General features: G+C 66.6%; 10 protein-coding genes, 1 tRNA gene and 4 pseudogenes. 5 read left to right on the top strand and 10 right to left on the bottom strand.

All coding sequences use genetic code 11. The annotated features are described in order from the left end of the window. Position 1: 1 nt before the first annotated feature. Positions 2 to 922: a Yip1 family protein gene (locus tag Sdagh_RS22400; RefSeq protein ID WP_226535547.1), complete on the top strand. Its 921-nt coding sequence runs from the start codon at positions 2 to 4 to the stop codon at positions 920 to 922. Between the two features lie 287 nt (positions 923 to 1,209). On the opposite strand, the gene Sdagh_RS22395 is transcribed toward Sdagh_RS22400, so the two are convergent. Further along, the gene (locus tag Sdagh_RS22395; protein WP_189422175.1) at positions 1,210 to 1,707 is read right to left on the bottom strand and encodes a phosphoribosyltransferase; all 498 of its coding nucleotides are present in this window, start codon (positions 1,705 to 1,707) and stop codon (positions 1,210 to 1,212) included. Between the two features lie 14 nt (positions 1,708 to 1,721). Then, positions 1,722 to 2,297, bottom strand: a complete 576-nt coding sequence (gene dcd, locus Sdagh_RS22390) for a dCTP deaminase (RefSeq protein ID WP_189422176.1) — start codon at positions 2,295 to 2,297, stop codon at positions 1,722 to 1,724. Between the two features lie 512 nt (positions 2,298 to 2,809). Between dcd and Sdagh_RS22385 the strand changes: the two genes are divergently transcribed. Next, positions 2,810 to 2,883, top strand: a tRNA-Gly gene (locus tag Sdagh_RS22385). A gap of 48 nt (positions 2,884 to 2,931) precedes the next feature. Here Sdagh_RS22385 and Sdagh_RS22380 read toward each other — a convergent pair. The 5 genes and pseudogenes from Sdagh_RS22380 to Sdagh_RS22360 form a co-directional block, all read right to left on the bottom strand. Then, positions 2,932 to 3,219 (bottom strand): annotated as a pseudogene (locus Sdagh_RS22380) (tyrosine-type recombinase/integrase); the annotation flags it as partial. A gap of 1 nt (position 3,220) precedes the next feature. Continuing rightward, positions 3,221 to 3,346: pseudogene (locus Sdagh_RS22375) on the bottom strand (SCO3933 family regulatory protein); the annotation flags it as partial. A 135-nt stretch (positions 3,347 to 3,481) separates the two neighbouring features. Next, on the bottom strand, positions 3,482 to 4,210 hold the full coding sequence (locus tag Sdagh_RS22370; protein ID WP_190077011.1) for a GntR family transcriptional regulator: 729 nt from the start codon (positions 4,208 to 4,210) through the stop codon (positions 3,482 to 3,484). Between the two features lie 89 nt (positions 4,211 to 4,299). Continuing rightward, a complete protein-coding gene (locus tag Sdagh_RS22365) occupies positions 4,300 to 4,737 on the bottom strand; it encodes an ATP-binding protein (RefSeq protein WP_190077012.1) in 438 nt (145 codons plus the stop codon). A gap of 280 nt (positions 4,738 to 5,017) precedes the next feature. Next, complete coding sequence (locus tag Sdagh_RS22360) at positions 5,018 to 5,758, bottom strand: GntR family transcriptional regulator (protein ID WP_190077013.1); 741 nt, start codon at positions 5,756 to 5,758, stop codon at positions 5,018 to 5,020. A 135-nt stretch (positions 5,759 to 5,893) separates the two neighbouring features. Between Sdagh_RS22360 and Sdagh_RS22355 the strand changes: the two genes are divergently transcribed. Then, entirely contained in the window at positions 5,894 to 6,934 is a 1,041-nt protein-coding gene (locus Sdagh_RS22355; protein WP_229879781.1) for a DUF1152 domain-containing protein, read from the top strand. Between the two features lie 241 nt (positions 6,935 to 7,175). Here Sdagh_RS22355 and Sdagh_RS22350 read toward each other — a convergent pair whose 3' ends face one another. Both Sdagh_RS22350 and Sdagh_RS22345 read right to left on the bottom strand, forming a co-directional pair. Continuing rightward, the gene (locus Sdagh_RS22350) at positions 7,176 to 8,960 is read right to left on the bottom strand and encodes a DUF262 domain-containing protein (RefSeq protein WP_190077015.1); all 1,785 of its coding nucleotides are present in this window, start codon (positions 8,958 to 8,960) and stop codon (positions 7,176 to 7,178) included. Positions 8,961 to 9,778: 818 nt separating this feature from the next. Continuing rightward, positions 9,779 to 10,171, bottom strand: a pseudogene (locus Sdagh_RS22345) (site-specific integrase); the annotation flags it as partial. On the opposite strand from Sdagh_RS22345, the pseudogene Sdagh_RS22340 reads away from it, so the two are divergent. Further along, positions 10,164 to 11,049, top strand: a pseudogene (locus Sdagh_RS22340) (mobilization protein); the annotation flags it as partial. The pseudogenes Sdagh_RS22345 and Sdagh_RS22340 sit on opposite strands and share 8 nt — an antisense overlap. 202 nt (positions 11,050 to 11,251) lie before the next feature. After that, the gene (locus Sdagh_RS22335) at positions 11,252 to 11,647 is read left to right on the top strand and encodes a DUF6234 family protein (protein ID WP_226535545.1); all 396 of its coding nucleotides are present in this window, start codon (positions 11,252 to 11,254) and stop codon (positions 11,645 to 11,647) included. 96 nt (positions 11,648 to 11,743) lie between these two features. On the opposite strand, the gene Sdagh_RS22330 is transcribed toward Sdagh_RS22335, so the two are convergent. Continuing rightward, complete coding sequence (locus Sdagh_RS22330) at positions 11,744 to 12,457, bottom strand: WbqC family protein (protein ID WP_229879779.1); 714 nt, start codon at positions 12,455 to 12,457, stop codon at positions 11,744 to 11,746. Positions 12,458 to 12,479 lie beyond the last annotated feature (22 nt).

Here is a 12,479-nt window from a genome sequence, read left to right as displayed (position 1 = left end):
GATCGGACGCGGCCGGGACAACGGCGCTCCTCAGACGCGACCGCAACACCCCCCGCACGGGCAGCAGACGCCGCAGGGACAGCCGTACGGCTATCCCCCGGCGCCGCAGCCGTACCCTCCGCAGCACCAGCCGTACGCGGCCGGCTCCGGCGGATGGCCGCAGGCCGACGGCGGCGGCGGTGGCTACGGCGGCCGGCCGGCCGGCGACCACGGCGAGCCGGAGTACTTCGGCGACGGCGGCCACCCGCACGGCGCCCCGCACGACCCCTACGCCGCCAACAACCCCGGCCACACCCAGGCCTTCTCGATCGGCGAGGACCCCTACACCCAGGGCGACACCTACCGCGCGGGCTCGGCGTCCCCGCCCCCCGGCCCGATCGGCCCCCGCCTGCACTGGAAGGACCTGCTGAAGGGCATCGTCACCGCCCCGAACCGGACCTTCCTCCAGATGCGGGACTACACGATGTGGGGCCCCGCCCTGATCGTGACCTTCGTCTACGGCCTGATCGCGGTCTTCGGCTTCGACGGCGCCCGCGAGGACGCGATCAACGCGACGCTGTCCAACGCGATCCCCATCGTCCTGGTGACGGCCGTCGCGATGGTCCTCTCCGCCTTCGTCCTGGGCGTCGTCACCCACACCCTCGCCCGCCAGCTCGGCGGCGACGGGGCCTGGCAGCCCACGGTCGGCCTCTCCATGCTGATCATGTCCCTCACGGACGCCCCCCGTCTGATCGTCGCCATGTTCGCCGGCGGCGACGCGCCCTTCGTCCAGATCCTCGGCTGGATCACCTGGATCGCGGCCGGCGCGCTGCTCACCCTGATGGTCGGCCGCTCCCACGACCTCCCCTGGCCGAAGGCGCTGGGCGCGTCCGCGATCCAGCTGGTGGCACTGCTGTCGATCGTGAAGCTGGGCACGTTCTAGGGCCTGTCGTTCGGATCAGGTCGCGGGGAATCGGCTGTGCCTTCCTCGCGCCGGTGAGCGGGGCCTGGTGCGTGCGGATGCGAGGCGGAGGAGGGAGTCGACGCGGAGCATCGGCGAGTGACGACAACGCGGCAGGTGCGCGCACCAGGCCCCGCGTCCGCAGCGTGATCCGAACCGCAGGCCCTAGCGTCCCGCGCGCTCACGTTCCGGGCGGACGCACGAGAAGGGGCTCCCGGCGGGTACCGGGAGCCCCTTCTCGTCTCGGCCCGCGCGGCCCCCGACGCGGCTCAGGCGTCGAGGACCTGCCCGGAACGCCTGACCACCGGCGGCTCGACCGACCACGGGAAGTTGATCCAGTCGTCCGTCCGCTTCCACACGTACTCGCACTTCACCAGCGAGTGGGACTTCTCGTAGATCACCGCGCTGCGCACCTCGGCGACCGTGTCCCGGCAGAAGTCCCGCACCAGCTTCAGCGTCTTGCCGGTGTCGGCGACGTCGTCGGCGATGAGGACCTTCTTGTCGGAGAAGTCGATGGCGTTGGGGACCGGCGCCAGCATGACCGGCATCTCCAGGGTCGTCCCCACCCCCGTGTAGAACTCGACGTTCACGAGGTGGATGTTCTTGCAGTCGAGGGCGTACGCGAGCCCGCCGGCCACGAACACCCCGCCGCGCGCGATGGACAGCACGATGTCCGGCTCGAACCCGTCGTCCGCCACGGTCTGCGCCAGCTCCCGGACGGCGACGCCGAACTGCTCGTAGCTGAGATTCTCCCGAACGTCACTCATACCTTTGTCCGCGCTCACACCTGGGTCCGATGAAAATTGAGGAAGGAACGGGAGGCGGTCGGCCCCCGCTGCCCTTGATAACGCGATCCGTACCGCTCACTGCCGTACGGGTACTCGGCCGGCGAACTGAGCCGGAACATGCAGAGCTGGCCGATCTTCATCCCCGGCCACAGCTTGATCGGCAGCGTGGCGAGATTGCTCAGCTCCAGCGTCACGTGCCCGGAGAACCCGGGGTCGATGAACCCGGCGGTGGAGTGCGTCACCAGCCCGAGTCGCCCCAGCGAGGACTTCCCCTCCAGCCGGGACGCGAGGTCGTCCGGCAGCGTGATGACCTCGTACGTACTGGCCAGCACGAACTCGCCGGGATGCAGGATGAACGGTTCGTCCCCGTCCGGCTCGACCAGCCGCGTCAGATCCGCCTGCTCGACCGAGGGGTCGATGTGCGGATAGCGGTGGTTCTCGAAGACCCGGAAGAACCGGTCGAGACGTACATCGACACTGGACGGCTGCACCATCGAATCGTCGTAGGGATCGATCCGTACCCGCCCGGCGTCGATCTCGGCCCGGATGTCCTTGTCTGAGAGAAGCACGCCCCGAGGATACGCAAGGCGCGCAGAGCGCCGACAATCGGCCACTCCGCGCGCCTTGTCCGCCTCGCGGCTAACGCTTCTCGAGAGCCACCGGTACGACGCTCCGCAGCCGCGCGCACCGCGGACACCGGACGAGCCGCCCGGGGCCGAGTCGCTCGGCCTGCTGCATCGGGAACGACGAGGTGCTGAACACGTGCCCATCGGCACAGCGGACGAGGGTGCGCTCCATCAAGTCCTTCAAGTCCCTTCCCCAAGAGCCGCGTCTGGCCAGGTCACCCTGGCGACGAAAGCCCACAGTACGGGATGAAAGGAACGACGCTTCACGCGGCACTCCGCCCCGCCCGGCCCCTCTGCGGGGCCCCACGGTACGCCCCAACTCCACTGCCCCGCAGCCCCGTCCCCCCTCCCGAAAACACCGCCGGGCCCCACGGCGCGAACACCGGGAGCCTGCCATGGGGTAGAGTGAGCGAGCATCCGGACACCGGCTCCAACCGGGGTCCGCGGTTGCCTACGCGGGTGTAGTTTAATGGTAGAACATCAGCTTCCCAAGCTGAGAGCGCGAGTTCGATTCTCGTCACCCGCTCCATGAAGAAGGCCCAGGTCACAGACCCGGGCCTTTTGCTGTGCGGTGCGCTCACTCACCGCGTGCCAGATGCGTGCCAGAAGGCCCGGCGGGCGGCTTCCCGGACGCCGCGGCTCTCGCGTTCCGGACCGTGGCGTCGAGGCCGGCGGCGACCTCTTGCTGTCGCTCGTCGTCGGAGTGCTGGTAGATCAGCGCGGCCTTCTCGGAGGACTGGCCGGCGCGGACCATCGTGTCTTTGAGGGTGGCGCCGGAACGGGTGGAGAGCGTGTGTCCGGTGTGCCGGAGGTCGTAGAAGCGGAAGCCGTCAGGCATGCCCACCGCAGCCCGAGCCTTTCGCCACTACCGTCATCAGGGCCTCACCGCTCATGGCGTCCTTGGCGATCTCCCCGGTCTTCCGGTCGCGCACCTTCGGCGCCGGCGCTTCGGTGAGCAGGACGGTGGCTGACGAGGCGTCGATACGGATCACACGCGCAAATGCCTCCTTGAGCTTCTTGAGGGGCGGCAACTTGCAACCTGACAAGTTGACTTAGCCAGTTTGAAGCGAGGGATGCCAGGTTGACTTGTCAAGTGACATCCAGGGTGAACGGGCTGGTTTTCGGGGTCAGTTCAGACGGTAGGTGTCTTCCAGTTCCTGCCGGTCGGCAGGCAGCAGGACGTCAGAGACTTGCAACGCTTGCCCGGAGGCGTCACAGGCGATGACGAGGACGCTCAGGACCGGTACGCCGTCCGGCAGGTCCAGCAGCTCACGTTCGGTCGCGTCGGGCAGGCGAGCGGAGACGCGCTCCGTCACATGGTCGAAGCGGACCTTCTTGCGCGTCTCCAGGTGCGTGCGCGTACCGGACTCCAGCACCTCGGCACTCGCCAGATCGGTGCCGTCGACCAGGCCGGCGGGGAAGTAGGAGGAGACCAGCTCGACGGCCTCCCCGTCCTCCTCGACCAGGAGGCAGCGCATCAGAGCCTTTGCACGCTTCGGCAGCCCGAGGGCGGAGGCCACCCGGACCGGTACCGCCACCTCGCCGACCTGCACGAGCCGCCCGGCCGTCTGCGACTCATCACGCGTCAGGACGTCACGGCCGCGCCGTTCCCGCTCCTCGGCGCCCGCAGGACGACCGCGCACGATGGTGCCGTACCCCTGCCGGGACTCCAGCCAGCCGTCACGCTTCAGCAGCTCCAGGGCCCGCACGACCGTGGGCCGGGACATCCCGAACGCCTGCACCAGCTGGTTCTCGCTGGGGACGCGGGTACCGGGCGGATACGTTCCGTCCTCGATGCGACCTTGCAGGGTCTGCGCGAGGCGCACGTACTTGGGGGCCTCCACCTCATATCCCATGAACGCCGCCCGTCGCGATTGGCCAAGTCAACTGGTCAACCAGACTAGCGACAATCCCTGAGCAGATGTAGAAGCGGGGCACTCCTCCCTCAGGAAGGCCAGGCATCAGCCATCACGAAGGAGACCACCGTCCCGCCGAAGCGACTGGGCCCGGAGTGCCACGACTCGGCCATGGCGTCGACCAACAGCAGCCCGCGCCCGTGCGCGTCATTCGCGTCCGGCCGGCGAAGGCGCACGTTCGCCGGGAAGCCGGGGTTGTGCACCTCCACGCGCAGCGAGGCCTCCTCCCGGAACCACTCCACGCGCACGCGCCACTCCTCGTCCGCCCGCCCGTACAGGATGGCGTTGGTGACCAGCTCGGAGATCATCAGCGCGCAGTCGTCGACCGAGCAGGCCGGGTTGTACGGGGCGATGAACTTCCGGAACCAGCGTCGAGCCCGAGGCACGGACTCCGGAACCGGGTGCAGGGTCATCGCCCCGAGCCACGGTGATTCCCCGCTGGGGAAGCGGTTGAACCGGTAGGTCATCCGCACTCACTCCTTGCCGCTGCCATCGCAGTCGAGGCAGCGCCGCTTCGATGTGGCACGGGTGTGGTCGTTGGCGGTGGCGAGGACCACCGACGTACGCGAAGCGACGCGCTTCCAACCGCGTCCCCGGCATCCCCGGCATGCTGCGCGCGTGCCCTGATCCGGCCGCCGACCTGTCACACCCTGCCCCCTTCCAGTAAATGGCCTTAGCCACTTACTGGATAGTGGCATTAGCCACTCGCGCCGCGCAAGCGGTTCACCTAACTGACGATTCGTCATGTCACACCAGCGGATAGCCCTGTTCGAACGCCCAGCGGTGTGGCGGGTAGGTCGCCTCGGCGAACTCCAACGGCCGGTCCTGCATGTCGTAGACGACGTGGTGGACGATCAGTACGGCGGACCCCGGTTGCAGCTCCAGGTCAGCGACCTCTTCCTCGGTGGCGCTCCGGGCACACATCCGGTCCTCGGCGTAACTCCCTTGCCGACCGGTCATGTTCTCGACGTACATCAGGGTCCCCTCCTGAATCCGCCCGGGGTCCGTGAGCTTGGGCGCCCGCTGCCCGACGTCCGGGGCGAACCACGAGGTCGACAACGTAATGGGACCGTCCTGGTTGTTGGTCACGCGCCGGCGGTGCACGGCCCGGCGGTCCTTCACCAGCCCGAGGGCCTCGGCGACGTGGTCCGGTGCGTCCATCCACCCGGCCGACGTGATTACCGCGTACTCACCGGGCGTGTAGATCTTCCTGGTCTGACGGGCCCGGCCGTACAACTCCCGTGCCCGCCGGTTCACTTCCAGGCTGCGCACGTACGTCCCCGAGCCCTGCCGCTTCTCGACGAGCCCCTGATGACTCAGTGCCTCCAGAGCACGGGCCGCAGTCGGACGGGACACCTTCCAGTCCGCCGCCAACTGCCGCTCCGACGGCACCTCGTCACCCGCTCGCAGGTCGCCCCGAAGGATCTGATCGCGGATGTGGTGAGCGATCTGGAGATACTTCGGCTGCGCCTCCTCGATCTGCGGCACGTTCCCTCCTCGTCCAAGTGGCTATGGCCTCTGGCCACTATAGGGTGAGTGGTAAAAACCAGAACCCGTAATGTTGACCACATGACGCGGTTGATCGTCGCAGCAGGAGGAGGGGGCGACGCAGTCGCCGCCGCAATGCTTCACGCCGCCCTGTACGGCGACGAGGACCAGGCGGTGATCCTCACGTACGCGTGGGACCGCCTGTTGGTCGACCCGGTACCGGGCCCGCGCGGCGCGCACGACTTCACCGGCCTGGAGGTCATCACTCCGTCCGTGTGGTCAGTGCCGGCGACCGCCCGCCCAGTCGCTCCGGCAGGATCGACGCTCCCTCGCCTCGCCTCCGAACTTCCACAGACACTCGCCCTGCTGGACCCCTCCCATGGAGTAGAGGGCGTAACGCGCCAGCTGGAAGAGCTGCTGGCCCACTTGGCGCCGGAGTCGATCGACCTCCTGGACGTCGGCGGAGACATCCTCGCCCGCGGCGACGAACCGACCTTGAAGAGTCCTCTTGCCGACACGGTGACGCTTGCAGCGTGCTGCCGAGTGAACGCGCCGGTTCGACTCCTGATCGCCGGCCCCGGTCTCGACGGCGAGCTGTCGGCTGACGATCTCCGTCTATCACTGGGCCCTGTCGTCCACACCCTCACGGCGGAGGACGTAGCCCCAATCGGCAACGTCCTGGAGTGGCACCCATCCGAGGCCACGGGGATGCTCGCGGCGACGGCCCGGGGGACGCGCGGCATCTGCGAGGTACGCGACGCCGGCCTACCGGTGCCGCTCACGGACGAAAGCCCGCGTGTCCACGAAGTCGACCTGGACGAGGCGCTGAGCCACAACACCCTTGCCCGAGCCATCATGGCGACGACGACCCTGGACGAGGTCGAGGCCCACAGTCGCGAGGTGTGCGGCTTCTCGGAGATCGACTATGAGCGCAACAAGGCCCTGTGGTTGAAGGACCAGGCGTCGGCGCCACTCGACGCCGATACGGTGCTCCGCCAGGTCGACGAGTTCGAGTCGGAAGCCCGCGCCCGCGGAGTCACACACACGACGTTCCGCCACCTCACCGAGGTCCTCAACCTCAACGGCACCCAGCGCAGCGACCTGCGCCAACTTCTGCTCACCAGACGCCCGGAGCAGTACGCAGCTCCACTCTGGCGCATCCCAGACGCCACCTGAGTTACAACCTTCTTTACTGGTTCAAGGCGGCTCGCTCCGCTCACCGCGCGCGGCCCGGCCCCCGGCCGGGCCTGCGCTCCTGCCTCCGTCCCGCTCCAGCCCGGCCGACGCCCGTGCCGCCCCCAGAACAACCAGTCGCCTGATGCCAGAGAAGGGGTGCGTCGTGGCTGGGGCAGGTCAGCTCCGCTGCTTTACGGAGCCAAATTTCCGCAATTCTGGAAGAGCGGAGCCCCAAACGCGGTCAGAAGTTGCGAGAGATATGTGAGAGGAACTCGTCAGTTTTCATTTCGTGTGTTGATGCACCGACCCTCACAAAGAACCTATTTTTGTACGAGATGGGCTTGCCAAGTGATCTAGGCTTCATAATCCAAAGCACTCTTCCGTCGCAGACGAGCGGGCTAAAGCTGTGCACGAGGTCAGCCGAGAAATCAGAGTCCACTGGGGTGGCCTTGATCTTTGCCTGCCATTTGAGCCACCAGGAGTCGATGTCGTGACCCAAGTGAGCGATCTGCTCTTCAGTACCCACCACATGCTGCCCGTGAATTTCGACCGGAGTCACGCCGAAGAGTTCAGCTGAGCGTTGCGCCGCCGATGGTTTGTCTGCGACTCCGATCAGAATGAGACCGGTTGCGTCGCGGCTCCAGTTTGCCATGCCGACTGCGGTCTGCATCACTTCGTCAAACAGATCCACATTCTCGGTGGGCGGGTTCGAGAGTACGCAAAATCCCTGCTTAAGTTCGACTAGGGGGTCCTCGTTAACTGGACCCTGCAGGTAACTTTCGATCAGCAAGCGCGCATTAAGCTGCTTGGCGATGTTTTTGGGCTCGGGCTTGAAGAAAGCCTTCTTGATGCGACGCTTTACTTGCGGGTAGAGTTTCGCCTTTTCATCTTTACCCCATGCGCTCCCGCCGGTTGGAATGGCTAGGTCACGCCCCCAGAAGTTATCCAAGATGTTGCGAACGGCTTCCAATGAGAGAGGCTGCATGCCATCGCGAAAGATGAGTTCGTAGAGGACGGAAAAGACTGCTTGAAACTGCCGCCTTGTGCCCTTCTCGTAGGTCTCCAGGTGGACCATATGGCGACCGAGAGGACCGTGGTCACGCATGGCTTCATCCAGCATCTCGATCACGGCCACGATGCGTTGTTGCAGGTTTTCAATGCCAACTGCCGTAATGGCCGCGTTGACTTCTTCCGCAGAAGCCGACCTGATTTTCCGCGACAAACCGTATGCCACGTCTCGATTCTGCCAGCCGCTCGTAGGCCAGGGGGTAAGGATGGCATCGAGGACCAAGTCCAAAACCATTTCCTCGTCGCCAGATGAGCGAATATCGTCTGCGCCAATAATATTGTGCCGCGTCCAGAAAATGCGCTCGAGATCTAGGCCGTATTCGAGATCCTTCCGCGAGATAGAGAGCTTTTCCATCTCGCTGAGGGTCAAAGTCTCAGCGAAGGTTCCGTCGCCTCGGATGGTGGCGCTAGTGCGTCGCACTACATCTGACAGCGGCCCCATCACACCTGCCTGACGAATCTCGTGCAGGCTCAAACGCCTTCCGCCACTATTAATTCGACGGAACACCTCGTCGATCGACGAGGTTGCCGCATCACGATAAATCGAGACGGGGATTTGATAGTTGGCAATTTCCAAGGAAGCGTCACGCGACAGCACGGGCTCTTTTTGCGTAAGTTCTCCCGAGTGGAGCTTAGCCAAGGTGTCACCCGTCGTAGCCAAATCGAAGTATTCACCTTTATATGGGTACTTGTTCTCCATGAACGAGAAGAATGCTTCGAGGCGCTGAAGTCCATCGATTAGCTCATAGATTTCCACCCCTCCCTTCCTTCTCTGAGCGAGGAGAATTAGCGGGATCGGCAGCTTGTTGACAGCGGAGTCAATGAGCTTTTCCTTTTCGTCGCGCGTCCAGACGAGCTTTCGTTGGTAGCGACGGTCAACAAGAAGTTTATTCCTGTAGTACTGATTGTAGAGCTGATGGAGGTTCTGCCCTTGGACGGATAGCTCTGAACTCTGCATGCGTATCACCGTAGTCGACGTGATTGGGGTTGGTCCCGAATATCACACAACTGGGCTACCTGTAGGTGAGATCGCGGCGGTGCGTTCCTGGTACTGCCAGCTGACCTCGATCAAGCCCGCACTGCATGCAGAGGTCATCGCCGAAAGCCGGCCACGCACCCGCCGTCGCGGCTTGCACTCACGGACGTTGGCGAGCAGCGTGGCTGAGGCCGGTGAGGGTACAGCGAGGCACACGCGCGCCTGATCGGTCTGCGCACCCGCCATCGTGGCTGACTGTCGTCGGCTGAGGCTCAAACAGCTCACACGATGACTACGCTCCCTGGACACCCCACCTCAGAAGTTGGTCATCGACAGCACGAAGCCGCTGGCGCCACTCCCGCCCAGCCTTGGGGTTGCGACCCATGCCACGCGCCACGGCACCCGCAGCCCGCTCAGCCGCGAAGGCACGGCGCTCCCGCAACTGCTCGACAGAAAGGCCGGCCAGATCGGCGTACCAGTTGTCGTAAAGCTTCCAACGACTCATGACCCCAGGGTGCCGACCACCACACCCCCGCCGCACACCAATTTCGGGCACCCGCGACAGCCCGTTGCCCGACCGCACCACAAGCGCACCAGATCGAGCGGGGAACAGCGGGAAATCACGGGGAGAGCCGCCCCCTCCGACGACTTCACGTTACGCGCGTTTGCCCAGGTCAGCACCCAACTGGGCCCCAAATGCCCGCAGCTTCCCAAGCTGAGAGCGCGAGTTCGATTCTCGTCACCCGCTCCATGAAGAAGGCCCAGGTCAGAGACCCGGGCCTTTCTGCTGTTCAGGGTGATCACTCGTCGCGTGCCAGATCCGTGCCAGAACGCTTCTCGTCGGCCTCCCGGGCACCGGCGGCCCGAGCCTTCCGGACGGTCGCGTCGAGGCCGGCGGCGACCTCCTCTTGACGCTCGTCGTCGGAGTGCTGGTAGATCAGCGCCGCCTTCTCTGACGACTGCCCGGCGCGGGCCATCGAGTCCTTGAGGGTGGCCCCGGAACGGGTGGAGAGCGTGTGCCCGGTGTGACGGAGGTCGTAGAACCGGAAGCCCTCAGGCATCCCGACGACCTCTCGCGCCCGCCGCCACTTCCGCCCGAAGGTGCTGCGCCGGAAGGGCGCCCCCTTCTCCCCTACGAAGACCAACCCGTCTGGCCCCGGCTCGGCGTACGACTCCAGATGCCAGCGGAGCTCCCACGGCGAGCCCGTGTTCTACTCCGGCTCGCGTCTGGCCCCCGATCTGTCCCTGCCCCGCATCCGCGAACGCTGGTCCGGCCACACCACGGACCAGCACAGCGACAAGCCGTCGGAGCCGGCCACGAACACGACGCTCAGTGACCCGGCGACGGCACGGCATCGAGCAGCCACGGCGGCATGGCAGACGATCCTGATCATCGATCACGACGAAGAGGCGACGGTGGCCGCGCACATCGCTGCCGCGGGCGAGGTCCTGGACGCGCTCGCAGCCACCTCAGCCGCCCACACCCGACGCGAACTACGCAAAGCCGCATTCGCGTTCGAGCGCGCCACACGCTCCCACATCCGCGCCCAGCACGGGCATGACCAGGCACTACGGCAGGCCGCCCGCGACCCCGTCCACAGCGGCCCGGCCCTCGGCCGCGGGGAGGACGGAGCGACCACCGCCATGGTGATCGACATGCAGTTCTTCCTCGTCACCGCCGCCACCCACTGGCACGCGAAGAAGGGCCACGCCCAGCAGTCAGCCGCCGCCCGCCTCCAGCGGCAGACGGCCATGCTGCGCAAAAGCCGTGCCGGAGCTGGCCGAGCAGATCCTCAGCGAGCCCGGCTGGTACGCGCTCGCCGCCACCATCACCGACGCCGAGGCCGCCGGCCACGGCCCCGCAGCCCTCCTGACCGCCGCCGCCGGACGACGGGAACTCAACACGGCGCAGTCCGTAAGCCACGTGCTGGTATGGCGTCTACGCCGCACCGCCGGCCTACCCGCCGACACCAGCCACGCGGACGCTGGCAGCCACACGGCGGGACGCCCGGCCAACCCAGCGACGCAGCACACACAGGGCCGGTCCGGAACCCGGCTGGGCCGACCCTAGCTGCGGACCCGTTACCTCAAGCCCTTGGTAATGCAGGGGGATGAAGGCCGCTGTGCGGCGGATCACCCCAGGACCGGAACCGCAGGCAACGTCTTCGCGGATGACCTTGGGCACGGTGCCGCAGATGGGCAGCTGGCCGCGGCGCTCACGGTTGAGTACAGGTACTCATGCGCGCCGGCACCACTCGCGGCACCGTGCATCCATGACCGACATCCCGGCCCAGGGACGGCGACGCCCCTGGTCGCACCGGACCCGCCTGGGCGTGGACCTCGCCTTCACCATCCCGTTGTTCCTGCTGGAGGCCGGGTGGCTCGCGCTGGACGCGGTATACGGCTACGGCCTCGACGTATGGGCGGCGCAAGGCGAGCAATGGGAAATCGACGCGGCCAGTCTCGCGTACATGGGACGATTACGGACACTGCTGATCACCGTGCTCATCTTGGCGGTTCTCGCGGCGGTCTCCCGCGCCCGATGGACCGTGATCGCACATCTGCTGGTCGCCCTCCTGGCAGGCGGAGCGCTCATGGCCACGCAGCACGACTGGGACCGCAGCCACGCCCCACCACCCGGATGCGTCCGCTACAGCGCGAACTGCTGAGCCCGCCAGGGGCACCTCCCGACCCTGTTGGACGCACTCCATCCAGCAACTCAAGCTCGTCACGGCACTTCAGACCAGTGCGGCGCGAGTCTCCCTCTACCGAGCCGCCGGCATCGCTGCCCTACCCGCCCCTGGACCTACCTGGTCAGCCAACCGACTCGCCAGCGCCCGAGGCCCCAGCGTGCTCAGAGCCCACAAGCTGCTGGCGTGCCGTGCCGTCTGCCAGAGCGGATCATCCAGGTCTACAGGGGTGTGGAACGGAACAACGGGGATGCCGTGGGCATCGAAGGGCGCGTGATCGAGGTAGCGCATGCCGCCGGTGCCGCACACGTAGTGGGTGCTGCCGGTGGCGGCCGCGAGGTCGGCGAGGCGCTCGGAGCGGCCTTGGCGGCACGGTATCCCGCTGCTGACGAGTACTTCGCCGTTCCATCCCAGGGCGGTCAATAGGGCGACCGTGGATACCTGGGCGATGCCGGCCACCCGGTCGGTCGTATCGAGGCTGTCCAGTACCGCTCCGAGGACATCACGCACGACAGGCCAGTGGCGGCTGCGGCGGTAGTACTGGCGCACAAGAAGCTCGATCGACCGGCGGGAACGGTGCCGATCCACGAGCCGGGCCTCGCTGATCAGCGTCGGCCGCCCGCGGGGCAGGTGCGTCGGCAGCGAGAGCCACTGCTGCCGAGCCGGGTCGTCCAGGGCGGCGAGACGGGCGCGGTGCTGGTAGTCGCGGCGGGCGAACTGTACGTCGTCGAGAACGATCCACCGGTCGGCGGCGAAGAGCTTCGCCAGAGTGGCCAGCCGGGGGAACAAGTTCGGCTGGTGGATCGCGCAG

The organism is Streptomyces daghestanicus, from assembly GCF_020521275.1.
Classification (GTDB): domain Bacteria; phylum Actinomycetota; class Actinomycetes; order Streptomycetales; family Streptomycetaceae; genus Streptomyces; species Streptomyces griseoviridis.
This window is presented reverse-complemented; position numbering and strand designations above follow the sequence as displayed.